Source organism: Streptomyces sp. NPDC002742, from assembly GCF_042888885.1.
In the GTDB taxonomy this organism is placed as follows: Bacteria; Actinomycetota; Actinomycetes; order Streptomycetales; family Streptomycetaceae; genus Streptomyces.
The window spans coordinates 35,543-59,174 of record NZ_JBIAQF010000021.1; the positions used below are offsets into that span (position 1 = coordinate 35,543).

Below are 23,632 nucleotides of genomic sequence, written 5' to 3' on the forward strand. Positions count from 1 at the left end.
CGCGCGCTTGGAGCGCGCGGGAGTCTTCGGGCGTTCTGGGGGCGTCCTTACGGATCAGCCCTTCGTGCCGCCCGCGGTGAGTCCGGTCACCAGGTTCTTCTGCACCAGGTAGAAGAAGAGGGAGACGGGTATCGCGACCAGGACGGCCGTGGCGGCCGCCAGGTTGCGCTGGGCGTCGTGCTCGCTGACGAAGGTCTGGAGTCCGACGGCGAAGGTGTACTTCGAGTCGTCCAGCATGAACGTCGAGGCGAAGGCGACCTCACCGAACGCGGTGATGAAGTTGTAGAACGCGGCCACCGCGAGGCCGGGCTTGGCGAGCGGCAGGATCAGCCGGAAGAAGGTGCCGAAGGGGCTCAGTCCGTCGACGCGTCCGGCCTCGTCGATCTCGAACGGGATGGTGTCGAAGTAGCCCTTGAGCAGCCATGCGCTGTAGGGCACCGCCGTCGAGCAGTAGACGATGATCAGGCCGAGGTAGGAGTCGATGAGCTGCAGGTCCGAGAGGATCTGGTACATCGGCACGATCAGTACGGCGATCGGGAACATCTGGGTGACCAGCAGGACCCACATGAACTTCTTGTAGCCGGGGAAGCGCATGCGCGAGACGGCGTAGCCGGTGGTGGCCGCGATCATCACGCCGATGACCGTGGTGCCGAGCGACACGATGAGCGAACTCTTCATCCACTCGAAGAAGTTCGTGTGCTGGAGCACGAAGGAGTAGTTGCTGAACGTCATCGTGTTCCAGATGCGTCCGGGGTGCAGGTAGTCGTCCTTGTCCGGGCCGAGGGACAGGAAGACGAGCCAGCCGATCGGGAACAGCGCGGCCAGGCTCGCGACGATCAGGATGCCGTGGGAGACGAGCTTGCCGGCGAGGCTGCGCTCGCCGCGCCTGCGCGCCGGACGCGGCGCCTCCGCGGGCACGGAAGCCTGGTCGGCCGGAGGCGTCTGAAGTGTGGTGGTGCTCATGGAGACTCCTGCCTCAGATCGCGAGCTGCTGGTCATTGCGGTTCAGCCAGCGGCGGTAGAAGGAGGTGAAGACGATCAGGATGGCCAGCAGCAGCATGCCGTAGGCCGCCGACTGCGCGAAGTCGCGCGGCTGCTGTCCGAAGCCGAGGTAGTAGGCCCACGTGACGAGGATCTGCGCGTCCGGCGCGGTGTTGCCGAACAGGATGAAGATCACGGCGAACTGGTTGAAGGTCCAGATGATGCCGAGGAGCACGACGGTGGAGCTGACCGACCGCAGACCCGGCAGGGTCACGAAGCGGAACTGCTGCCAGGCGTTCGCGCCGTCCATCTCGGCGGCCTCGTACAGCGTGCCGTCGATGGACTGGAGTCCGCCGAGCAGCGAGACCATCATGAACGGCACACCGCACCAGGTGTTGACCATGATCGCGGAGAAGCGCTGCCAGAAGGTGTCCTCCAGCCAGGCCGGCGACGGCAGGTGCACCGCGTGGAGCATGGAGTTGATGATGCCGCCGTCGGCGAGCATGAAGCGCCAGCCGAAGACGGTGACGAAGGTCGGCACGGCCCAGGGCAGAACCAGGATCAGCCGGTAGAGGGTGCGGCCGCGCAGCTTCTGGTTGAGCAGCAGCGCGAGACCCAGGCCGATGCAGTAGTGCAGGGCGACGCACAGGACGGTCCAGGCGATGGTCCAGATGAAGTGCGACCAGAAGCGGTCGTACGACGTCGGACCCCACAGGATGTCCTTGTAGTTGTCCAGGCCGATGAACTTGTAGGTGGCGTCGATGTGGTTGACGCCGATCGTGCGGGCCGAGTTGAGGCTGTTGGCGTCGGTGAACGTCAGATAGAGGCCCCGTACCAGGGGATAGAGCACCAATCCGCCGAGTACGACGACGACCGGGGCGATCATCGCGTACGCGTACCAGTACTTCTGGTACGAGTGCTTGAGACGCTGCATCCGGCCGGGCCGCGGTGCTCGGTCACCGCGGCGCTTGCCGGTCGCACGGTCGATGGCGACTGTCATGGTTCGACACCTTCTGCAAGATCAGGAGTTGGGCGCATACAGCCGGTGGCCGCCGGTTCCGTTCCCCCTGTCGGGGTCCCCCCGGCCCGACCGAAGTCGGGCCGGGGAAGGATCCGGCGGCCACACGGGCTCACTTGCTGAAGTCCGGGACCAGCTTGGCGATCGCCAGTTCGGCGTTGCTCAGGCCCTTGTCCAGGGACTCCTTGCCACCCGCGATCTTGGGCAGCTCGGTGTCGAGCGGGCCCCACAGCGAGCTGTACTCGGGCAGTGCCGGGCGCGGCTGGGCGGCGGCGAGGACGCCCTGGTAGCCGGCGATGCCCGGGTTGGCCTTCACCTCGGCGGTGTAGGCGTCGTCACGCGTCGGCAGCGTGGAGTTCTTGAGAGCGATCGTCGCCTGCGACGCCGCCGAGGTCATGAACTGCACGAACTTCAGCGAGGCCTCCTGGTGGGCCTTGTCCGAACCCGCGTACACGGAGAGGTTGTGGCCGCCGGTCGGGGCGCCCGACTTTCCGGTGGAGCCGGCCGGGATGTTGGCGACACCGAGGTTCGACTTGTCCGCGAACGCCGAGCCCTTGTAGAAGTTGGTGATCTCCCACGGGCCCTGGACGATCGCGGCGACCTTGCCGTTGACGAACGCGTCCTGGATGTGGGCGTACGCGTCGGCGGTGGTGTCCGCCTTGTGCAGGCCCTGTCCGGAGAACAGGCTCAGCCAGGTGCCGTAGGCCTTCTTGGCGGCGGCCGAGTTCACCGTGATCTTCTTCGCGGTGGCGTCGACGGTGTCGGTGCCCTCGCCGTAGAGGAAGTTCTGGGCGTAGTAGGCCTGGGTCGAGCCCCAGTAGCCGTACACCTTGTCCTTGGTGTCGATCTTGGCGGCGTCCGCCTTCAGCTCCGCCCAGGTCTTCGGGGCCTCGGTGATGCCGGCCTTCTTGAACAGCGCCTTGTTGTAGACGAGCGCGAGGGTGTCGGTGACCAGCGGCACACCGTACGTCTTGCCGTCGAACTTGGCCTGCTCGATCAGGTTGGACTTGAACTTGGCCTGGTCCGCGAGGGCGGCGGTGCCGTCGAGCTGCAGGAAGTAGCCCTTCTTCGCGAAGGCCGGGGTCCAGCCGACCTCGGAGCGCAGGATGTCCGGGGCGCCCTTGGAACCGGCTGCCGTGTCGAACTTGTTCTGCGCCTGGTCGAAGGGCACGTTGACGTACTTGACCTTGATGGTCGGGTTGGCCTTCTCGAACTGCTTGGCCAGGGCCTGGTACGTCGGCGCCTCATTGGTGGCGTTGGAAGTGTCCCACCATGTGATGGTGGTGGGGCCCGCAGACTTGTCGCTGCTGCTGTCACTGCCGCCGCAGGCCGTCGCCGCGAGGGCGAAGGACGCCACCAGCGCGGTGGCCGCTATGCCACGCCGCATGAGATCTCCTTGAGGGTGAAAGCCCGAGTAGGTGGGTGATCGGTCCCGCCCGATTCCCTTGCCGACTTGCCGACTGCGCCGTTGCGTCCGCCGGGCGACGTGAACGTAACAGCGTTGTAAGCGGCGCGAAAGACCTTGCAGCAAAAAAGTGCAAGAACTGCCGACAGTTACGGGCCCGTGACCTCGCGGCGGCCGTCCCGAAACCCTGCTACCAGGCCGATCAGCGGACATCCGGACCTCTGTGCAAGACTCTGCAAGCTCTTGCCATGGGTGTCGCGTACGGGGATCATCGGCCCGTCAGCGCCTTGCAGGAGCCACCCCTTTCCCGCGCGGCGCACGCACGGGACACCGAGCCGACCAGAACACGAGGGAGCGCGATGACGCAGCAGCCCGGAGCGGGCCGATCAGCCGCCCGCACACGGCGTCTGGTTGGTGGGCAGGGTGAGATGCGACCGGTACAGTCCAATCCCGTGACCACACGGCTTGCCGACATCGCAGCCCAGGCGGGGGTCAGTGAGGCGACTGTCAGCCGCGTCCTGAACGGGAAGCCGGGCGTCGCCGCGACCACCCGCCAGTCCGTCCTGGCCGCGCTCGACGTACTGGGCTACGAGCGCCCGGTGCGCCTGCGGCAGCGCAGCGAGGGCCTGGTGGGCCTCATAACCCCCGAGCTGGAGAACCCGATATTCCCCGCGCTCGCGCAGGTCATCGGGCAGGCCCTGACGCGCCAGGGCTACACCCCCGTCCTCGCGACCCAGACTCCGGGCGGCTCCACCGAGGACGAGCTGACCGAGATGCTGGTCGACCGCGGGGTCGCCGGCATCATCTTCGTCTCCGGTCTGCACGCCGACACCTCGGCCGACATGCAGCGGTACGAGCAACTGCGCGGCCGCGGTGTCCCGTTCGTCCTGGTCGACGGCTTTTCGCCGAAGGTGCAGGCGCCGTTCATCTCGCCGGACGACCGCGCGGCGATGGCCCTCGCGGTCACCCACCTCGCCTCGCTCGGGCACACCAGCATCGGGCTCGCCCTCGGCCCCAAGCGGTTCGTGCCGGTCCAGCGCAAGATCGAGGGCTTCGTGCGCACGATGCAGGAGCAGCTGAACCTGAGCCCGGCGGACGTCGAGGAGCGGCTGGTCCAGCACTCTCTGTACACGCTGGAGGGGGGCCAGGCCGCCGCGAGCGCGCTCATGGACCGCGGCTGCACGGCGATCGTCTGCGCCAGCGACATGATGGCGCTCGGCGCGATACGGGCGGCGCGCCAGCGCGGCCTGGAGGTCCCCACGGACATCTCGGTCGTGGGATTCGACGACTCACCGCTGATCGCCTTCACCGACCCGCCGCTCACGACGGTCCGCAAGCCGGTGCCGGCGATGGGCCAGGCCGCGGTGCGCACGCTGCTGGAGGAGATCGGCGGGACGCCCGCGCCGCACAGTGAATTCGTGTTCATGCCGGAGCTGGTGGTGCGCGGTTCGACCGCTTCTGCCCCCGGGGAGCGGAATCGTCCCTGAGTAGGAGGACAAGGAGGGTTTTCACCCTCCCTCCGGCGTAGAACGTGCGGCCAGGACCCGACCAGAGCATCATCGGTGACGGAAGGCTTTTCTGGCAGACTCTGTGCCTATGGGTGATTCGACCGTGACGACACTGGAAGGCCGGGATCAGGCCAGTCCACAGCCCGTCGCGGAGGAGAATGCGGGGAACAGGTTCCTGCGTCATATGCGGGCCCCGCGTCGCCCCCGCCTCTGGTTCGAAGTCCTGCTCATCGCGATGAGTTACTGGACGTATTCGCTGATCCGGAACGCGGTGCCGGAACAGAGACGCGAAGCGCTGCGCAACGCGGACTGGATCTGGCGGACGGAGCACCACCTCGGTCTCGCCGTCGAGGAGTCCGTCAACCACGCGGTGAACTCGGTCGGCTGGCTGATCATCGGGATGAACTACTACTACGCGACCCTGCACTTCGTGGTGACGCTGAGTGTCCTGGTCTGGCTGTACCGCTGTCATCCCGGCCGCTACGCGGCGGCCCGTCTCGCACTCTTCGCCACCACGGTGGTGGCCCTGCTCGGCTACTACTTCTTCCCGCTCGCGCCACCCCGCCTGATGACCGGCGGCAACTTCGTCGACACGGTCACGGTCCACGAGACCTGGGGCTCGATGGCCTCCGGCGATCTCAAACACATGTCCAACCAGTACGCCGCGATGCCGTCGATGCACATCGGCTGGTCCCTGTGGTGCGGGCTGACCGTCTTCGCACTGGCCTCGGCCCCCTGGGCACGCATCCTCGGCGTCCTCTATCCGACGGCCACCCTGGTGGTCATCGTCGCCACCGCCAACCACTTCTGGCTGGACGCGGTGGGCGGCCTGCTCTGCCTCGCCTTCGGCTTCCTGGTGGCACGCCTTTGGTACGGGGCGCTGCCGTACGCGCTGCCGCAGTGGGTACCGGGGACGCGCGGGGCACAGGTCCTACCGGTGAAACCCTGAACCACACCCCGCTCCGTCACTCTCGGTGACGAGCAGGCTGCCCCGTCGGCACCCTCGCGAACCGGCGCACGGCACACTCCGTAGCGCGGGTCACGCGCCGTAGCGCGGGTCACGCGCCGTAGAACAGTTCGTCCACTATGGCCCGGGCCCGCCGGGTGGTGCGCCGGTAGTCGTCGAGCATGTCTCCGACGTGGCCCGGGTCGTACCCCAGGTAGCGGCCCACGGCGGCGAGCTCGCGCCCGTCCGAGGGGAAGGTGTCGCCGGCCCTGCCCCGTACGAGCATCACCGCGTTCCGTACGCGCGTGGCCAGGACCCAGGCCTCGTCCAGCGTCGCCGCGTCCTCCGTGGACAGCAGTTCCGCCGCGCACGCGGCGGCCAGCGCCTCCCGGGTGCGGGTCGTCCGCAGACCCGGCTCGACCCAGCCGTGCTGGAGCTGGATCAGCTGGACCGTCCACTCCACGTCGGACAGTCCGCCGCGCCCGAGCTTGGTGTGCAGCGTGGGGTCGGCGCCGCGCGGCATCCGCTCCGACTCCATCCGGGCCTTCAGCCGCCGGATCTCCCGTACGGCGTCCTCGCCCAGCCCCTCCGCCGGATAGCGCAGCGGATCGACCAGCTCCATGAACCGGCTCCCGAGATCGGTGTCCCCTGCCACGACCTCCGCGCGCAGCAGCGCCTGCGACTCCCACACCAGGGACCAGCGCCGGTAGTACGCCTCGTACGACTTCAGTGTGCGCACCAGCGGCCCGGACTTCCCCTCGGGGCGCAGATCCGCGTCGATCAGCAGCGGCGGATCCGCGCTGGGGAGCTGGAGCAGCCGCCGCATCTCGGAGACCACCGCGTTCGCGGCCCGTGACGCCTCCTGCTCGTCGACGCCCTCGCGGGGTTCGTGCACGAAGAGCACGTCCGCGTCGGAGCCGTAGCCGAGCTCGTGGCCCCCGAAGCGGCCCATCCCGATCACCGCGAACCGGGTGGGCAGGGTGTCGCCCCAGCCGTCGCGGACCACGGCCCGCAGGGTTCCCGCGATCGTCGCAGCCGTCAGATCCGACACCGCCGCGCCGACGAGGTCGACCAGCGCCCCCTGATCGGCGACGGCCGGCGTCTCCTCGGTTCCGTAGGAGGCGACGATGTCGGTCGCGGCGGTACGGAACAGCTCCCGCCGCCGCACGCCGCGCGCGGCGGTCACGGCCTGCTCTCCGCCGTCGGCCCGCCGCACCGCGGCGAGGATCTCCTGCTCCAGGTGGGCTCGGCCGCGGGGTTCGAGGCCGCCGCTCTCCCCGTCGCCCAGCAGGGCCACCGCCTCCGGAGCGCGCATCAGCAGGTCGGGGGCGAGCCGGCCCGCCGAGAGGACCCGCGCGAGGTTCTCCGCGGCGGCGCCCTCGTCCCTCAACAGCCGCAGATACCAAGGGGTCTTGCCGAGCGCGTCCGACACCTTCCGGAAGTTGAGCAGGCCGGCGTCGGGGTCGGCCGAATCCGCGAACCAGCCCAGCAGCACGGGGAGCAGGGTCCGTTGGATCGCGGCCTTGCGGGAGACCCCGGACGCCAGCGCCTCCAGATGCCGCCGGGCGCTGGCCGGATCGGCGTACCCGAGCGCGACGAGCCGCTCCCGGGCCGCTCCCGGGCTCAACCGGGTCTCCCCCGGCGCCAGTTGTGCGACGGCGTCGAGCAACGGCCGGTAGAACAGCTTCTCGTGCAGCCGCCGCACCATGGCCGCGTGCCGCTTCCACTCCCGGTTCAGCTCCTTGACCGGGTCGACCCGCAGCCCGAGCGACCGCCCGATCCGCCGCAGATCCGCCTCGTCCGTCGGCACCAGATGGGTGCGCCGCAGCCGGAAGAGCTGGATGCGGTGTTCCATCGACCGCAGGAAGCGGTAGGCGTCGTCGAGCTGTACGGCGTCGGCGCGGCCCACGTATCCGCCGGCGGCGAGCGCCTTCAGTGCGTCCAGGGTCGTACCGCTGCGCAGCGAGGTGTCGGCCCGGCCGTGCACCAACTGCAGGAGCTGTACGGCGAATTCGACGTCCCGGAGCCCTCCGGGGCCGAGCTTGAGCTCCCGCTCGATCTCGGCGGCCGGAATGTTCTCGACGACCCGGCGCCGCATCTTCTGCACGTCGGCGACGAAGTTCTCTCGCTCGGCGGCGTGCCACACCAGTGGGGCCAGGGTGGCGACGTACTCCTCGCCCAGCTCCAGGTCCCCGGCCACCGGGCGGGCCTTGAGCAGTGCCTGGAACTCCCAGGTCTTGGCCCACCGCTGGTAGTAGGCGAGATGGCTGCTGAGCGTCCGCACCAGGGGGCCGTTGCGGCCCTCGGGGCGCAGATTGGCGTCGACCGGCCAGATGCTGCCCTCGACGGTCGTCTCGGAGCAGATCCGCATCATGTGCGAGGCGAGCCGGGTGGCCGCCTGCACGGCCTTCCTCTCGTCGGCTCCCTCGGCACCCTCCCCCACGAAGATCACGTCGACGTCGGACACGTAGTTCAGTTCGTGTCCCCCGCACTTGCCCATCGCGACGACCGCGAGCCGGCACACCGCGGCGTCGTCGGGTGCGGCGGCCTCGGCGATGGCGAGCGCGGCGCGCAGGGTCGCGGTGGCGAGGTCGGCGAGTTCGGCGGCGGTCTGGGCGAGGTCGGTGGTGCCGCACACGTCGCGCGCGGCTATGGAGAGCAGGCAGCGGCGGTAGGCGACACGCAGCGAGACGGGGTCCTTCGCGTCCGCCAGCCCGCGTTCGAACTCCCTGACCCCGGGATGCAGGTCCCGCGCCTCGTAGGTGACGAGGGCCTGCCAGTCGTGCGGGTGCCGGGCGAGATGGTCGCCGAGCGCGGCGGAGGCGCCGAGCACACCGAGCAGCCGGTCCCGCAGGGGCTTGGCCGCGATCAGCGTGTCGAGGAGCTCGCGCCGGGGGGAGTGCTCGTCCTGCGCCTCGACGATCCGGACGAGGCCGAGCAGCGCGAGGTCCGGGTCGGCGGTGGCGCCCAGCGCGTCCAGGAGGACCGGGTCGGATCGTATGGGCGCCAGTTCGGGGCCCTCCAGGAGCCGCTCGGCGGCCGACGGATCGGTGAAGCCGTGCCGCAGCAGCCGCGTGAAGGTACTGCTCCTGCGCCCCGGCGCCGTCATTCCGGCCTCCTGTCGATCGACGTCGTACGCCCGGTCCGGTCCCGCACACCTGGTCTCGTCCCGTACACCTGGCCCCGTTCCGCACCTCTGGTCCGATCAAGGTCGTACCCGCCCGAGCGTAACCCCGGTACGCCCGATCGCGCCCCGCGCCGACGGCCGTGCGAGGCGGTACAAAAGACGGGGAGGCAGTAGTTCACCGGCTCTTCATCCCGCCGGTTGAGGGATGTGAGCGCGGGGAATGTTGGCGTGTGCATGCTCTGTCCGCACCGCCACCGTCGCCTTCCCCCCACCGGAGGTCTGAAAGTGTCCGGCAGAAACGTGTACACCCGCAGTCGTGCCGTCGTGGCATCCGCCCTCGCCTTCACCGCGGCCGCGGTAGGGCTGTGGACCGGGTTCGCCGGCTCGGCCCCCGCGCACGCCGCAGCCGCGGTCCCGACCCCGGACCACGTCGTGGTCGTGGTCTTCGAGAACCACGCCTACAGCCAGGTGATCGGCTCCTCCAGCGCCCCGTACATCAACTCGCTCAAGACCGGCGGGGCCAACCTCTCCCAGTCGTACGCCGAGACCCACCCGAGCCAGCCCAACTACTTCGCCCTGTTCTCCGGCGCCACCCAGGGCATCACGGACGACAGCTGCTACACCCCCGGGTTCTCCTCCGCCCCCAACCTCGCCTCCGAGCTGATCGCCGCGGGCAAGACCTGGGGCAGCTACAACGAGACGCTGCCCAGCCAGGGTTCGACCACGTGCAGCAGCGGGAACTACGCCCGCAAGCACAACCCCTGGTTCGGTTTCAGCAACGTACCGACGTCCAGCGCCAAGACGTTCGCCCAGTTCCCGACGGACTACACGACGCTTCCGCAGGTCTCCTTCGTCGTCCCGAACCTGTGCAGCGACATGCACGACTGCTCGGTGTCCACCGGTGACACCTGGCTGAACACCAACCTGAGCGCCTACGCCACCTGGGCCAAGACCCACAACAGCCTGCTCGTCGTCACCTTCGACGAGGACAACCGGCTCGCGGGCAACAAGATCCCGACGGTGCTGTACGGCCAGCAGGTGACCCCGGGTTCCTCGTCCACCACCACCTACAACCACTACGACCTGCTGCGCACGCTGGAGGACATGCACGGCCTCACGCACGCCGGCAACGCCGCCTCCGCCAAGGACATCACGGGCATCTGGACGTCCTGACATGTACGTAGCGGACAGCCGCGCCGGTACACCCAAGACTCCGGCGGCGTCCGCGGAAAGCGCCGCCCGGCCCCGAGCCGGGCGGCGCCTCGCCGCGGTCGCGCCCACGGTGCTGGCACTCGGCACGGTCAGCCTGATCACCGACGTCTCCTCGGAGATGGTGACGGCCGTCCTGCCCCTGTACCTGGTGGCGGGCCTCGGCCTGTCCCCGCTCGGCTTCGGACTCCTCGACGGGATCTACAACGGCTTCTCGGCGCTGGTCCGCCTGGTCGGAGGGCATCTCGCCGACCGGGGCGGCGGCCGCCACAAGTGGGTGGCGGGCGCCGGATACGCCCTCTCGGCCGCCTGCAAACCGCTGCTCCTGGTGGCGCAGACCCTCACCCCCATCGGCCTCGTCCTCGCCGCCGACCGCACCGGCAAGGGCCTGCGCACCGCCCCGCGCGACGCCCTGATCTCGCTGTCGAGCACCCCGGAGACCCGGGGCCGCGCCTTCGGCGTCCATCGCGCGATGGACACGGCGGGCGCCCTGCTGGGCCCGCTGGCCGCCTTCCTGATCCTGCGGGCGACCGTCGACGGCTACGACGCGGTGTTCATGGTGAGCTTCTGCGTGGCCGTGGTGGGCGTCCTGGTCCTGGTGCTGTTCGTGCCGGGCGGTACGGCCGCGCGGTCCACCCGTGCGGCCGGGGTGCCGGACGAGCCGGCCGCGCCCGCCGCCCCTGCCACGCCGCGCCCCACCCTGCGCGCCGCCCTCGCCCTCCTGCGCCGCCCGGAGCTGCGCGGTATCGCGCTCTGCGCGCTGCTGCTCGGCCTCGCCACGGTCAGCGACTCCTTCGTGTTCCTGCTGCTCCAGCGCAGGCTCGGGGTGCCGGACCGCTGGTTCGCGCTGCTGCCCGTCGGCACGGCCGCCGCGTTCCTGCTGCTGGCCGTCCCGCTCGGCCGGCTCGCGGACCGGACGGGCCGCTGGCGGGTGTTCCTGGCCGGCCACGGCGCGCTGCTCCTCGCGTACGCCCTGTTGCTCACCTCCTGGCACGGCACGGCGCTGCCCTTCGCCGTCCTGTTCCTGCACGGCGGCTTCTACGCCGCGACCGACGGCGTGCTCATGGCCGCCGCCTCGGACAGCGTGCCCGAGGAACTGCGGTCGTCCGGGCTCGCGCTGGTCCAGACGGGTCAGGCGCTGGCCCGTTTCGTCTGCTCGCTCGCCTTCGGCGCGGCCTGGACGGCGTGGGGCGACCGTACGGCGCTCATGGCGTCGGCCGTGGCACTCGCCCTGTGCGCCCTGTTCTCGACGATCCTGCGCCCCGTCCGCCGCACTCCCCCAGAAGGCCTCGTATGACACTGCGAACCCGCATCCTGGTCCTGGTCTCGGCCCTGGTCGTCCTGGCGGGCGTCGCGGCGGCCTCCGTGCTGCACGCCTCGGCCCGCGCGGAGCGCCGGAACCAGGCCCAGCCGGGCGGCCCGCGGATCACCGCGGGGGCCGTCTCCCTGACCGACTCCCGGCTGCTGGTCTTCCGCAACATGGCGTGGGGCCCGCACCGCGACGAGCTGACGTCCGTCCCGGCGTCCGACCCGTCGGGCCCGCGTACCGCGTCCAAGGTCAAGTGCCTGCGTTTCTACGCCGCTTCGGGGACCGGGGTGTGCCTTCAGGCGGTGCACGGCACGGTCCAGGACACCTACCGGGCGGTGATCCTCGACGCCGCTCTGCACGTCAGGGCCCGCTACGACGTGCCCGGCATCCCGTCCCGCGCCCGCGTCTCGCCCAGCGGCCGGTACGCGGCCTGGACGGCGTTCGTGGGCGGCGACTCCTACGCGGGAACGAACTTCTCCACCCGGGCGGCGATCGTCGACACCCGCACGGGGAAGCTGACCTCGTCCCTGGAGGCGTACCGCGTCGTGAAGGACGGCAGGGCCTACCACGCGGCCGACGTCAACTTCTGGGGCGTGACGTTCGCGGGCGACGACCGCACGTTCTACGCCACGATGGCCACGCACGGCACGACCCACCTGGTCCGCGGCGACCTGGCCGCCCGCACCGTCACCACCCTGCGCACGAACGTCGAATGCCCGTCCCTCTCCCCCGACGGCACCCGTATCGCGTTCAAGAAGCGCGTCAAGGGCCTTCCCAAGGACGCCCCTTGGCATCTGTACGTCCTCGATCTGCGCACCTGGCACGAGACCCCGCTCGCCGAGCCCCGCAGCGTCGACGACCAGGTGGTCTGGCGAGACGACCACACCCTCGTCTACGCCCTCCCCGGCGACTACGGAGCCGACCTCTGGACCCTCCCGTCCGACGGCACGGGAAGACCGCGGCGCGTCACCACGGCGGCGGTGTCACCCGCGTACGTCCGCTGAGGGCTCCTGGAAGCCGTCGACGCCCAACTCCGAACGCTCCCCTCCGACTTCGGCATATCCGAGGTGACGGTCAAGGGCTCTTGCCCCTATGCTGCGCTTGCACATCCGGGGGGCGGCCGGCCGTCATGACGACCGGCACCGTGACAAGTGCCCATCACCCACGCCATCTCAACTCGCGCTTCAGCATGCCCTCAGGCGTCCTCGCCTGTGTCCGACTGCTGCCCGAGGCTGCCCGCAAGGGACCGGATCGGCGCGTTTCCCCGGGTCCCACGGTCATCGGAAGGCAGAGAACGTCATGGCAGAACGTCAGTACCTCGGTCAGGGCTCCACCACCTCGGCGGAGAAGTTCTGGTACATCCTGGGTTGCATCTACTTCGGTGCCGCCTACATGCAGAAGGTCCCGGTGAAGAAGGCCCTGAGCGAGTACGGGCTGGTCGAGATGACCGGGGCCGAGAAGTTCTGGTACGTCGTCCAGTGCATATTCTTCGGCGCCGGCTACCTCTCGAAGGTCACCATCAAGAAGGCGCTGTCCGAGGTGCAGAACGCGGGCGGCGTCCCCCAGGTCTGACAGACGCCAGGACGGCACGCAAACAACGGGCCCGGACCGCTCCTCACGGTCCGGGCCCGCGGCCTGTCCCGCACCGACCGAACTACTTGGGACTCGTGAACGAGCACGCCGCTACGGAGCCGAATTGTCGACGATCTCGGCGATCTCCACGAAATCGATGGCCGGTGCGACGCCGTACAGACCGGTCACTCGCTCGCGCAACTCCTCGGAGAAGAACTGTTCCGCCTGTTCTTTCGATTCCCAGACGTAGAAGTTGACCGCCTGGCGATGCTTCTCATCGAAGGTGAAGAACTTGAACCGCACGCCTGGCATGCCTTCGAACATGCCCCGGGCGTTCTCGGCCACCTTGGTTATCCGTGAGCGATCGAAGTCGCCGGTGTAGGAGAAGGTGACGGTGGCGCCGATCATGGGGACTCCCCGTGTCGATAAGTTGGATCACCTTGCCTTATTTGAAAACGCTACGCCCCTGAGCTCTGAACAGCGAGCTCGATCGGGTCTGTCGAGCCGACGTCACCGGTCACCCGCGGAGCCGGCGGGCCACGCCCATACTGGGCATCTGAAAGCAGGGGGAAACAGCATGGGAATCGATGACATCGACGCCGCCACGGACGACGAGCTGTTCGTGAGAGCTCTGCATGAGATCAGCGTGGAGGACGGGGAGGACGGGGACGACGGATCCGTCCCCTGCCTGGTCGCCCTGCACGGGCGACCGACCCGGTATGTCTTCGAGCGCGCGGCACGGTTGCTGGCATGTGAGGAGCCGACGGAGCGGGAACTGGGAGCGCGGGTTCTGCGCGAGCTGGGCCCCTACGACACCGAGGACCACCGGCCGTTCACCGCGGAGACGATCGAGGTCGTCGTGGCGGAGATGGCCGACGAGCCGGACCCCTGGGTCCTGGGATGGATGATCTCCGCACTCGGCTACCACAACGCCGAGGAGACCCTCGACCTGGTGCTCGGCCACCAGGCGCACCCGGCGCAGCCCGTCCGCTTCGCGGTGGCCGCCGCGCTTCCCGCCCTGACCGACGGCGAACACACCCAGGACCGGGCCGTCGAGGCCCTCCTGAAGCTGGCCGAGGACGACAACGAGGCGGTGCGCTGGTACGCCTTGTACGCGCTGTTCAACGAGACGGCCGGAATCACCGACGAACAGAAGATCGCGTGGGCCACCGCCCTGGCCGAGCGGGGCGACACCGAACGACGTGCCCAGCTGCGCCACCTCGGCACGACCCTCGACGACGACAGCGGCACTTCCCTGCGCGACGCCCTCCAGCAGACACAGGACGCCTGAGTCACCGCCCTCACGTACCGTGCCGGCGAAGGCCGCGCCCGGCGGGCCGTGGACAGCGTGCAGGAGGCGGCGTTTCCGGGGCGCCCACAGACGGCCCAGCTCACGCCCCGAATCGGGTACGGCGATCCGGGCCTTCGGGATTTCTTGATCCTGGCCCTGTTGGGCGACGCCTGGGGGAACCCACGCCTGCTAAGCAGCACCTCGCCTAGCCGCGGGCTGCGCCGACTGCTCCGAGCGCGGCAAGGGTGAAGCCATCCCGTAGCTCTCCCGCACGGATCGCCTTTGCGATTTCGTGTGGACTCCACCAGCGCGCGGCGGCGATCTCGCCGTCAGCCGTGCCGGGGCGCAGCGGGGCATCGCCCTGAACCGAGACCTCGACGACGGCAACCTCGTTCTCCAGCAGACCAGAGTCGATGTCCAGGTACGCCACTGCAACCGCTGCGGAGCCCACCAGTCCCGCCTCCTCAACCAGTTCTCGCAGCGCGTCCGAGACAGGATCGGTCTCGCCGAATCCGCGTGGCAGTTCCCAGGCCCACCGACCGACCGTCGGCCGCCACTGGCGGACCAGCAGAATGTCATCGCCTCGTCGTGCCAGCACCACGACTCCTGTACGGCCACCGCCAACGCGGATGCGGTGCCGGACTGTCTCCGTGCCGGAGGGCAGGCGATAGGTGTCCAGGTAGACCTCGCACCATCGCCCGCCGTCAGCATCGGTGTAGGCCTTGTGGGTGTGCGTACGTGGCGCCTCAGTGTCCATTAGGCCCTCCTTGCAGCATCCCTGGGAGCTCAACCACGTCATACCGCCCTCGGAAATCGCCCAAGCGGGTCACACCCGCCGCTACGGCCGCAACGACAACCGGCGCGAGCGCTCCGCCTGCGCCAGCCGCGAACACTCCGGGCGTCCCCTCGCCAAGCAGGCTGGTCGCCAGGCTCAATCCACCGCCCGCGACCATCTGAGCAGTGACCCCGCGCGCGCTCGGTGCGAACCGCTGGAGTCGGGTCACAGACACCTCGCCCGCGTCAGCGGCCGGCGGCTCTTTCGTACGCTCCGCGAGCAGGTCACCCACCTCCTGCAAAGCAGCAAGGTCACGCTGGTGCCACCAATTGGTGAGGGCATCGGCGGCTTCATCCGTGTAACGCTGCCATTGAGCACCGCTCATCAGGCCCAGCCGCAGTTCGAAGCGGGTCGGATAGATCACGACCGGTGTCTGCTCCCCCAGCGTCGCTGCCTCTCGGCGCCGGATGCCGCGACGAGGCGAAGCCAACCCAAGCAGGCAACCTTCGCTCGCTGCGATGGCTCTGTAGTACGTCTCGTCGAAGGACTCACGCAGCATCTGCGCATCCGCTTGCGCTGCGGGGTCACCGGAGCGCTGCAGGGGGTCAAGTCTCTCGTACAGGCGGCTGCGGCTGGGTAGCCCGTTCACGTCGAACTCCCCGCTGGTCCAGGCAGCGAGCACCGCCCGGCCCTCGTCACTGGCCGCATCCTCCGGGCGCGGCGGAGGCCGCAACGCGTACGCGGTCGCGTAGTCGGCCGGCACCAGGGGGCTGACGTCCAAAAGGCCGCGCCCGGCGGCTTCCAGCCAGTCACCCCACCGGGCAACTGTGCGCCGCCGTAGCGGAATCCCAAGGACACCGGTCGCCGCCAGCAACCGGTCCGCCATACCGATCGGCCCCTCCGTGGCCAGGGCCGCGACCGCGGACTCGACGTCTGCGCGCACGGCCAGCTCCCGCTGGAGCCGCAGGCACTGGTCATCGGGGATCGGAAGGGAAGAAAAGAGGAAACCAGTGGAGAGCATCGCAATCAGCTGCTCAGCCAGGTCTGCGTTCCGGGAGTTCACCCGGATCGGTAACACGGCACCACCGCCGATCCCCCGGATCGCCAACTCGTCAAGGAGTGCGGCGGGCCGGAGCGCAGCGAAGACGGCGCCATCGAGCAGTTGGGGATAGGTCAGGAACAGAGAACCGCCCTGGAGGACTTCCCAGCGCAGCCGCCCGAGCAGCTCCGCCCGCCCGAGCACGGTCAGCCGCTCCATCGGGGCGGCGGCGCCGGCCACTTGGGCGCTCAACCTGGCCCGCTGCCGTACGCTGTCCCACCCTGTGCTGAGGACCGCGGTCATGTTCCAGCCCCTTCTGCGGCGTCCATACGTGAGCCAGTTCAGCATGTGCCGATCAGCGAAACAATGGACAGTCGTGCACCGCCTGCGGTCTCCGACTTGCCCAGCGCCGGGGAGAGCCACGAACCGACCGCCACGCTGTTTTGATCCGTCTCCGCCGACAGCCATCAGCTTTACAGTCCCCTCAAGATCGAACACCGACCATGGCGCTGACCTGCGGGATCGGGAAAGCCACAGCCAATCTGGCATCGACCCGTCCACGCCTCGTCCGTAGTGGAAAACTCGTCTTCGCCCCGCCCAAGCGCGACAAGGAGCGGGACGTACCACTACCGAACCGGGTCGCTCACACGCTCAAGGCACACATGGACGCGCATCCGCCGGTGGAGGTCACCCTGCCGTGGCTGCGCCCGGACGGTGCCCCCGTCACGAAGCGTCTGCTGTTCCTGCGCACCGACGGGAACGGCGCTGTCCGGCGCACGGACTTCAACGTCCGCTACTGGAAGCCCGCGCTCGTCGCCGCCGGCGCACCTGCTGCCGAGCAGCGAAGGCCGCGCACGAAGGGCCGTGGACAGCATGTACGAGGGCGGCGTTTCCGGGGCGGACGGCCCGCAGACGGCCCAGGGGTCGTGAGGACAGCCGTGGGGCCCACGGTCATCGACCGTGGGCCCCACGTGCTGGACCACAGAAAACGTCCCTGACCTGCGCCTACAGCACCGGCAGGTTCTTCCGCAGCTCGAAGGCGGTCACCTCGGAGCGGTACTCCTCCCACTCCGCCTTCTTGTTGCGCAGGAAGAAGTCGAAGACGTGCTCACCGAGGGTCTCGGCGACCAGTTCACTGCGCTGCATGAGGGCCAGCGCCTCGCCGAGGTTCTGCGGGAGGGGCTCGATGCCCATGGCCCGGCGCTCGGCGTCGGAGAGGGCCCAGACGTCGTCGTCGGCGCCCGGCGGGAGCTCGTAACCCTCCTCGATGCCCTTCAGGCCCGCGGCCAGGAGCAGCGCGTACGCGAGGTACGGGTTCGCGCCCGAGTCGATCGAGCGGACCTCGACCCGCGCCGAGCCGGTCTTGCCGGGCTTGTACATGGGCACACGGACGAGGGCCGAGCGGTTGTTGTGGCCCCAGCAGATGTACGAGGGGGCCTCGCCGCCGGCGCCCGCCGTGCGCTCGGAGCCGCCCCAGATGCGCTTGTAGGAGTTGACCCACTGGTTGGTGACGGCGGAGATCTCTCCGGCGTGCCTCAGGAGGCCGGCGATGAAGGAGCGGCCGACCTTGGAGAGCTGGTACTCCGAGCCGGACTCGTAGAACGCGTTGCGGTCGCCCTCGAAGAGGGAGAGGTGCGTGTGCATACCGCTGCCGGGGTACTCCGAGAACGGCTTCGGCATGAAGGTGGCCTGGACGCCCTGCTCCAGCGCGACCTGCTTCATGATCAGCCGGAAGGTCATGATGTTGTCGGCCGTGGAGAGCGCGTCGGCGTAGCGCAGGTCGATCTCCTGCTGGCCGGGGGCGCCCTCGTGGTGGCTGAACTCGACCGAGATGCCCATCGACTCCAGCATCGTGATGGCCTGGCGCCGGAAGTCCTGGCCGACGTTCTGCGGGGTGTGGTCGAAGTAGCCGGAGTTGTCGGCGGGGGTGGGCCGCGAGCCGTCCAGCGGGCGGTCCTTCAGCAGGAAGAACTCGATCTCGGGGTGGGTGTAGAAGGTGAAACCCAGGTCCGAGGTCTTGTTGAGGGCGCGCTTGAGGACATAGCGCGGGTCCGCGAAGGACGGCGACCCGTCCGGCATCAGGATGTCGCAGAACATCCGGGCCGTACCGGGGGCCTCGGCGCGCCAGGGCAGCACCTGGAAGGTGGACGGGTCCGGCTTGGCGATCATGTCGGACTCGTATACGCGGGCGAAGCCCTCGATGGCCGAGCCGTCGAAGCCGATGCCCTCGTCGAAGGCCTGTTCCAGCTCCGCCGGGGCCACTGCCACCGACTTGAGGAAGCCGAGTACGTCCGTGAACCACAGACGTACGAACCGGATGTCACGCTCCTCCAGCGTCCGGAGCACGAACTCCTGCTGCTTGTCCATCTTCCGCTTCCACCCATCCTTGCTGGTCAGGCCGCCTGCTCCCACGCCTCGAAGACGATCGGCGCACCTGAGCATCCCACCACAACACCATTTCATGCGCGTTGCGGACCATGATCGGCCGGGCGACCTCGGCCTGAACGCCTCGCGTACGGCAGGTGTCCTGCTCTGCCGCACATACTGCCTGCTCACGCCCGCACCCGTAAGGGCAGGCCGGTACTCACCCGTCCCTCGTTTTTAAACTTGCATCTCAGATGCAAGTTTTATTAGTGTGCGATCCATGCGGAGAGGTGCAACCCACCGCTCTGGCCCCGGCTTCGAGGAGTCCTGATGCTGTCCGAACAATCCGCCTCCACCGTGCGCGCGACCCTCCCCGTCGTCGGTGCCGCCATCGGCGAGATCACCGAGCGTTTCTACGCCGGACTGTTCGCCGCCCACCCCGAGCTGCTCCGCGACCTGTTCAACCGCGGCAACCAGGCCGCGGGCACCCAGCGTCAGGCCCTGGCGGGATCCATCGCCGCCTTCGCCACCCATCTGGTCGAGCACCCCGACGAGCGGCCCGACGCGATGCTGAGCCGCATCGCGAACAAGCACGCCTCGCTGGGCGTCGCGCCCGAGCAGTACGAGGTCGTGCACGAGCACCTCTTCGCCGCCATCGTCGAGGTGCTCGGCGACGCGGTCACCGCCGAGGTCGCCGCCGCCTGGGACGAGGTCTACTGGCTCATGGCGAACGCCCTGATCGCCATCGAGAAGCGCCTGTACGACGAGAACGCGGACGACGGGGCCCTGCGCCCCTGGGTGGTCACCGAGCGCGTCGAGGAGACCGCCGACGTCGCCACCTTCCGGATCCGCCCGGCCGACGGCGGAGCCCTGCCGGACTTCCGTGCGGGCCAATACGTCTCCGTCGGTGTACAACTCCCGGACGGCGCCCGCCAGATACGCCAGTACAGCCTCTCCGGCGCGCCCGGCTCCCAGGTGCGCCGGATCAGCGTCAAGCGGGTCCGCGCGGAGGAGAACGCCGGCGTGACGAGCCCCGAGGGCGAGGTCTCCAGCCATCTGCACGCGCACGTCCGCGAGGGCAGCGTCCTGGAGGTCTCCGCGCCGTACGGCGACCTGGTCCTGCACGACACGGACGCCCCGCTCCTCCTCGCCTCCGCGGGCATCGGCGTCACCCCGGTGATCGCCATGCTGGAGCAGCTGACGATCACCGGTCACAAGGCCCCCGTCACCGTGGTGCACGGCGACCGCTCCCCCGCCGAGCACGCGCTGCGCGCCGAGCACGAGGCGTTCGCGGGCGAACTCGCCGACGCGGAGACCCACTTCTGGTACGAGCGGGCCGAGCCGGGCCACCCCGCCGGGCGGACCGGTCCGGTCGACCTCTCGGGAGTCACCGTGCGGCCGGGCACACACGCCTACCTGTGCGGTCCGCTGCCCTTCATGCGCGCGGTACGGACCCAGCTCCTCGACAAGGGCGTGCCCGCCTCCGACATCCACTACGAGGTGTTCGGTCCGGACCTCTGGCTGGCCCACGCCTGACAGGCCCCGTCCGGCGGGATCACACGGCGGAGGCGGGGTCCGGCACACACGCCGGACCCCGCTTCGATCCGGCACGTCCGGACACCTCCGCGGGACGCCGTACGGGCGACCGGACCGCTACGCCCTTCGGGTGATGTCGAGCAGCAGCGGCCCGGTCGGCTCGGCGACGACGTCGGCGACGGTCAGCGGGTCCAGAGAGGCGTAGAAGGCCTCCTGCGCCCGCCGCAGCGCACCCCGCAGCCGGCACGCGGAGATGAGCGGGCACGGCGTGGCCCCCTCGCATTCGACGACGTCTCCCTCACCCTCGAAGGAGCGCACGATCGCCCCGACGGACGCGCCGCGCCCCTTCTCCGTGAGCGTGAGACCGCCTCCCCTGCCGCGCCGGGCATCGAGCAGCCCGAGGTGCTGGAGTTCGGCCACGACCTTGGCTGCGTGCGTGTAGGGGACCCGCATGTCGTCCGCGACCTCGCGCGTGGTGGGCGTCGAGTCGCCGACGACGGCCAGTCGCATCAGGACGCGAAGGGCCAGGTCGGTGGAGCGCAGCAACCGCATACCCGACAGGGTAGGTAATGCGCATCTTCGGTTCAAATTTTCCGGCCGCCCCCTGTCGGACACGCTCCGGCCGGCCCAGTCGGACACGCCCTGGCCGACCCCGTAGGACATGCTCCGGCCGCCCCCAGCCGGACACGCCCTGGCCGACCCCCGTAGGCAACGCTCCGGCCGACCCGCGTCGGACCCGCTCCGGCCGACCGCCCTCGGAGCGCACCTTGCCCTCGGCCGCCACCCTCTTCTTCGGCCAATCGCGTGCCCTCCCTGCCGACGCCCCTCCCTTCCCGATTACGATCGGCGAACCCGACCGTCCCATCCCGATAAGGACTCACCATGGGTTCCGCCAAGAACACCAGCACCGGATCGCGCAAGGCGCGCATCGAGGAGCTGCGCCGTGCCGAGCGCGCCCGTGAACGGCGTAACCGGATCCTCGTGATCGCGGCCAGTACGGTCGTCGTCGCCGGTCTCGTCGTCGGTGGTGTCGTGCTCGTCCGCTCGCAGTCGGACAACGGCAAGAAGGACACGGCGAGCGACTCGAAGGCGGCGTCGGGGCACTTCGTCACGGGCGCTGACGGGGTGAAGACCTGGCAGGGCACGCTGGCGCGCAACCATGTCGCGAAGACGGTGACGTACCCGATGGAGCCGCCGGTCGGCGGTGACCACAACCAGGTCTGGATGAACTGCAACGGCGACGTCTACGCCAAGGCGGTCAACAACATGAACGCCGTGCACTCCCTGGAGCACGGCGCGGTCTGGGTGACGTACAACAGCAAGGCGTCCGACGCCGACGTCAAGGCGCTCGCGGCGAAGGTCAAGAAGACCCCGTACACGCTGATGAGCCCGGTCGAGGACCAGAAGGACCCGATCATGCTGAGCGCCTGGGGCAAGCAGCGCACGGTGACCGGCGCGGGCGACAAGAACGTCGACGCGTTCTTCGCGGAGTTCGTGCAGGGCAAGCAGACGCCCGAGCCCGGCGCGGCCTGCACCAACGGTCTGTCCCAGTGAGGCACGTCGGATGGATCGCGGGCGCCGCGGCCGCCGCGCTGATCGCGGCCGGGGCGATCACGTACGCGGTCGCCGCCGGCGATGACGCCGGCGGCCACGGCTCCGGGACCCGGGCGCCCGCCGCGGACTCGGCGGACGCGGGTTTCGCCCGGGACATGGCGGTCCACCACCAGCAGGCCGTCGAGATGTCGTACATCGTGCGGGACCACACCAAGGACGTGGAGGTACGGCGTCTCGCGTACGACATCGCGCAGACGCAGGCCAATCAGCGCGGCATGCTGCTCGGCTGGCTCGATCTGTGGGAGCTGCCGAAGGTGTCCCCGGACGCGCCGATGACCTGGATGGGCATGGGTGACATGGCCTCCGGCCAGGACGGCTCCCTGATGCCGGGCATGGCCACCGACACCGAGATGAAGCGGCTCGGCACGCTCAACGGGAAGCAGGCCGAGGTCTTCTACCTCCAGCTGATGACCGACCATCACAAGGGCGGTATCCACATGGCCGAGGGCTGTGTCGCCAAGTGCACCGTCGGCGTGGAGAAGCGGCTCGCGCAGGGCATGGTCGACGCCCAGCAGTCGGAGATCAGACTGATGGCGGACATGCTGAAGGAGCGGGGCGCGAAGGCGCGCGACTAGGCGCTGTCCAGCCGGACACCTCCTGAACCGGTTCCTGGGCCGGTTCCTGGGCCGGTTCCTGAACCGGTTCCCGGGGGTGCGTCCGCCTCGCCGGCAGGTGTGCGGAACGGGTCCGGGGCAGCGCCCCGGACCCGTTCACCCCCTGCGCCGCATGGTCAACCGCGCCAGTCCGTACCGCACTTCAGGGCGACGTCGGTCGGTACGAGCCGTTCCATCGAGCCGGGCCGGCCGTGGGTGACGGCGAGCTGGGCCTTGTTCAGGTAGCCGATGAAGAGCTGGGTGTGGGCGGGCATGGCCGCCGGGTCGTAGATGAAGACGACGGTGCCGTCGCCGCGCCGCTCCCGCTTCACGACCTTGTCGACCCCCGCTCCCGAGCCGTGCTTGTCGACCCGTGCGTGGTCGTCCGGGCCCTTGCAGAACACCCCGGTCTTCACGAGGACGGGGAATCCCGCCTTGCGCAGCGCCTTCTGGAGTCCCGCCGGGTTCTTGAAGTACTGGTCCTTGGTCCAGGTCACCGCGACCGTGCCGTCCGGGCGCTTGGCGACGGTGAACGCCACGGCCTCGGTGTTCCCGCCCGTGGGCGGCGCGGTGGACGGGTGGCCGTAACCCGGCGCGCCGAGCGCGAGGCCCACGGCCGCCGTGGCACCCACCGCCGCCACGGCCGCGCGCCTGCGCCGCCGCCGTACCGCGCGGCCCTCGGCCACGATCCGTTCGACGGGCACCGCCATGGTGATGTCGTCGAGGGAGCCCCTCAGGGCGTCCAGGACATCCTTGTCGTCGTCGGTTCCGTTCATGGTCCTGCCTCCGGTGTGTCGAGGGTGACGAGGTGGCCGCGGAGTGTCCCGACGGCCCGTGCCAGATGGGCGGTGACGGTTCCGGGAGCGATCCCGAGCGCCTTCGCCGTGGTCGCCGTGTCGAGGTCGAGGAAGACCCGCAGGGCGACGACCTCCCGTTGTCTGCGCGGCAGTTCGCGCAGCAGGGCCAGTAACGCGGGGTCGAGCCCGGCGCCGCCGGACTCCGCCGCCGCGCCGTCCCGGCCGTCGTGGTCGCCGAGCGCGACCTCGTGCCGGCGCCGACGCCACCACGAGACACGGGTGTTGAGCGCGGTGCGGACGATCCACGCGCGGGGGGCGGGATGGCCGCGGACCCGGGGCCAGGCCGCCCAGGCCCTGGCGAACGCCTCGGCCACGAGGTCCTCGGCCAGCTGACGGTCGCCCACCGCGGCGAGCACCGCCCGCAGGCAGACGTCCCGCCCGCTCCGGTAGAACTCTTCGAACTCCAGCTGCTTCACACCCCCAACACGCCGCGGGGACTCGATCCGCTTACAGAAGCCGGGCACCTCTTTACAGCGCTCGGAACGGAA

22 protein-coding genes are annotated in these 23,632 nt (G+C 69.7%); 11 read left to right on the forward strand and 11 right to left on the reverse strand.

All coding sequences use genetic code 11. The annotated features are described in order from the left end of the window. Positions 1–54 precede the first annotated feature (54 nt). The 3 genes from ACFYW8_RS31375 to ACFYW8_RS31385 form a co-directional block, all read right to left on the reverse strand. Positions 55–963, reverse strand: coding sequence for a sugar ABC transporter permease (locus tag ACFYW8_RS31375; protein WP_389084660.1), 909 nt, complete (start codon positions 961–963; stop codon positions 55–57). A gap of 13 nt (positions 964–976) precedes the next feature. Further along, the gene (locus ACFYW8_RS31380; RefSeq protein ID WP_365872684.1) at positions 977–1,981 is read right to left on the reverse strand and encodes a sugar ABC transporter permease; all 1,005 of its coding nucleotides are present in this window, start codon (positions 1,979–1,981) and stop codon (positions 977–979) included. A gap of 130 nt (positions 1,982–2,111) precedes the next feature. Further along, positions 2,112–3,386, reverse strand: coding sequence for an extracellular solute-binding protein (locus ACFYW8_RS31385; RefSeq protein ID WP_365872686.1), 1,275 nt, complete (start codon positions 3,384–3,386; stop codon positions 2,112–2,114). 470 nt (positions 3,387–3,856) lie between these two features. Between ACFYW8_RS31385 and ACFYW8_RS31390 the strand changes: the two genes are divergently transcribed. Further along, a complete protein-coding gene (locus tag ACFYW8_RS31390; RefSeq protein WP_365872688.1) occupies positions 3,857–4,891 on the forward strand; it encodes a LacI family DNA-binding transcriptional regulator in 1,035 nt (344 codons plus the stop codon). 109 nt (positions 4,892–5,000) lie between these two features. Continuing rightward, positions 5,001–5,861, forward strand: coding sequence for a phosphatase PAP2 family protein (locus ACFYW8_RS31395; protein WP_365872690.1), 861 nt, complete (start codon positions 5,001–5,003; stop codon positions 5,859–5,861). A gap of 109 nt (positions 5,862–5,970) precedes the next feature. Here ACFYW8_RS31395 and ACFYW8_RS31400 read toward each other — a convergent pair whose 3' ends face one another. Further along, complete coding sequence (locus ACFYW8_RS31400; RefSeq protein WP_389084674.1) at positions 5,971–8,967, reverse strand: bifunctional [glutamine synthetase] adenylyltransferase/[glutamine synthetase]-adenylyl-L-tyrosine phosphorylase; 2,997 nt, start codon at positions 8,965–8,967, stop codon at positions 5,971–5,973. Between the two features lie 303 nt (positions 8,968–9,270). Between ACFYW8_RS31400 and ACFYW8_RS31405 the strand changes: the two genes are divergently transcribed. The 4 genes from ACFYW8_RS31405 (at position 9,271) to ACFYW8_RS31420 (ending at position 13,075) form a co-directional block, all read left to right on the forward strand. Continuing rightward, positions 9,271–10,158 carry an alkaline phosphatase family protein gene (locus ACFYW8_RS31405; protein ID WP_389084679.1) on the forward strand — a complete coding sequence of 296 codons (888 nt, stop codon included), beginning with the start codon at positions 9,271–9,273 and terminating at the stop codon, positions 10,156–10,158. Position 10,159: 1 nt separating this feature from the next. Next, positions 10,160–11,491 (forward strand): MFS transporter, encoded by a 1,332-nt coding sequence (locus ACFYW8_RS31410; RefSeq protein WP_389084684.1) that lies wholly within the window; start codon positions 10,160–10,162, stop codon positions 11,489–11,491. Then, positions 11,488–12,507 (forward strand): TolB family protein, encoded by a 1,020-nt coding sequence (locus ACFYW8_RS31415; RefSeq protein WP_389084688.1) that lies wholly within the window; start codon positions 11,488–11,490, stop codon positions 12,505–12,507. Before ACFYW8_RS31410 ends, ACFYW8_RS31415 begins: the two co-directional genes overlap by 4 nt. 295 nt (positions 12,508–12,802) lie before the next feature. Continuing rightward, positions 12,803–13,075, forward strand: coding sequence for a hypothetical protein (locus ACFYW8_RS31420; RefSeq protein WP_365872698.1), 273 nt, complete (start codon positions 12,803–12,805; stop codon positions 13,073–13,075). Between the two features lie 111 nt (positions 13,076–13,186). Here ACFYW8_RS31420 and ACFYW8_RS31425 read toward each other — a convergent pair whose 3' ends face one another. After that, positions 13,187–13,483 carry a hypothetical protein gene (locus tag ACFYW8_RS31425; protein ID WP_389084695.1) on the reverse strand — a complete coding sequence of 99 codons (297 nt, stop codon included), beginning with the start codon at positions 13,481–13,483 and terminating at the stop codon, positions 13,187–13,189. Between the two features lie 169 nt (positions 13,484–13,652). Between ACFYW8_RS31425 and ACFYW8_RS31430 the strand changes: the two genes are divergently transcribed. Next, the gene (locus ACFYW8_RS31430) at positions 13,653–14,366 is read left to right on the forward strand and encodes a HEAT repeat domain-containing protein (RefSeq protein WP_389084700.1); all 714 of its coding nucleotides are present in this window, start codon (positions 13,653–13,655) and stop codon (positions 14,364–14,366) included. Positions 14,367–14,571: 205 nt separating this feature from the next. Here the strand turns inward: ACFYW8_RS31430 and ACFYW8_RS31435 are convergent, their stop codons facing one another. Continuing rightward, on the reverse strand, positions 14,572–15,123 hold the full coding sequence (locus ACFYW8_RS31435; protein WP_389084704.1) for an NUDIX hydrolase: 552 nt from the start codon (positions 15,121–15,123) through the stop codon (positions 14,572–14,574). Beyond that, positions 15,113–16,483: a hypothetical protein gene (locus ACFYW8_RS31440; RefSeq protein WP_389084708.1), complete on the reverse strand. Its 1,371-nt coding sequence runs from the start codon at positions 16,481–16,483 to the stop codon at positions 15,113–15,115. The genes ACFYW8_RS31435 and ACFYW8_RS31440 overlap by 11 nt, the downstream gene beginning before the upstream one ends. Before the next feature lie 359 nt (positions 16,484–16,842). Between ACFYW8_RS31440 and ACFYW8_RS31445 the strand changes: the two genes are divergently transcribed. Further along, the gene (locus ACFYW8_RS31445; protein WP_389084713.1) at positions 16,843–17,178 is read left to right on the forward strand and encodes a hypothetical protein; all 336 of its coding nucleotides are present in this window, start codon (positions 16,843–16,845) and stop codon (positions 17,176–17,178) included. Between the two features lie 7 nt (positions 17,179–17,185). Here ACFYW8_RS31445 and glnA read toward each other — a convergent pair whose 3' ends face one another. After that, a complete protein-coding gene (gene glnA / locus ACFYW8_RS31450) occupies positions 17,186–18,547 on the reverse strand; it encodes a type I glutamate--ammonia ligase (protein ID WP_389084717.1) in 1,362 nt (453 codons plus the stop codon). A gap of 327 nt (positions 18,548–18,874) precedes the next feature. On the opposite strand from glnA, the gene ACFYW8_RS31455 reads away from it, so the two are divergent. Then, complete coding sequence (locus ACFYW8_RS31455) at positions 18,875–20,080, forward strand: globin domain-containing protein (protein WP_389084723.1); 1,206 nt, start codon at positions 18,875–18,877, stop codon at positions 20,078–20,080. A 117-nt stretch (positions 20,081–20,197) separates the two neighbouring features. Here ACFYW8_RS31455 and ACFYW8_RS31460 read toward each other — a convergent pair whose 3' ends face one another. Next, on the reverse strand, positions 20,198–20,632 hold the full coding sequence (locus tag ACFYW8_RS31460) for an RrF2 family transcriptional regulator (RefSeq protein ID WP_389084727.1): 435 nt from the start codon (positions 20,630–20,632) through the stop codon (positions 20,198–20,200). A gap of 330 nt (positions 20,633–20,962) precedes the next feature. Between ACFYW8_RS31460 and ACFYW8_RS31465 the strand changes: the two genes are divergently transcribed. After that, entirely contained in the window at positions 20,963–21,634 is a 672-nt protein-coding gene (locus tag ACFYW8_RS31465) for a DUF3105 domain-containing protein (protein WP_389084732.1), read from the forward strand. Beyond that, positions 21,631–22,269: a DUF305 domain-containing protein gene (locus ACFYW8_RS31470; RefSeq protein ID WP_365872712.1), complete on the forward strand. Its 639-nt coding sequence runs from the start codon at positions 21,631–21,633 to the stop codon at positions 22,267–22,269. The genes ACFYW8_RS31465 and ACFYW8_RS31470 overlap by 4 nt, the downstream gene beginning before the upstream one ends. Positions 22,270–22,424: 155 nt before the next feature. On the opposite strand, the gene ACFYW8_RS31475 is transcribed toward ACFYW8_RS31470, so the two are convergent. Continuing rightward, positions 22,425–23,063 carry a hypothetical protein gene (locus ACFYW8_RS31475; RefSeq protein WP_389084740.1) on the reverse strand — a complete coding sequence of 213 codons (639 nt, stop codon included), beginning with the start codon at positions 23,061–23,063 and terminating at the stop codon, positions 22,425–22,427. After that, positions 23,060–23,560, reverse strand: a complete 501-nt coding sequence (locus ACFYW8_RS31480) for a sigma-70 family RNA polymerase sigma factor (protein ID WP_365872716.1) — start codon at positions 23,558–23,560, stop codon at positions 23,060–23,062. The genes ACFYW8_RS31475 and ACFYW8_RS31480 overlap by 4 nt, the downstream gene beginning before the upstream one ends. Positions 23,561–23,632 lie beyond the last annotated feature (72 nt).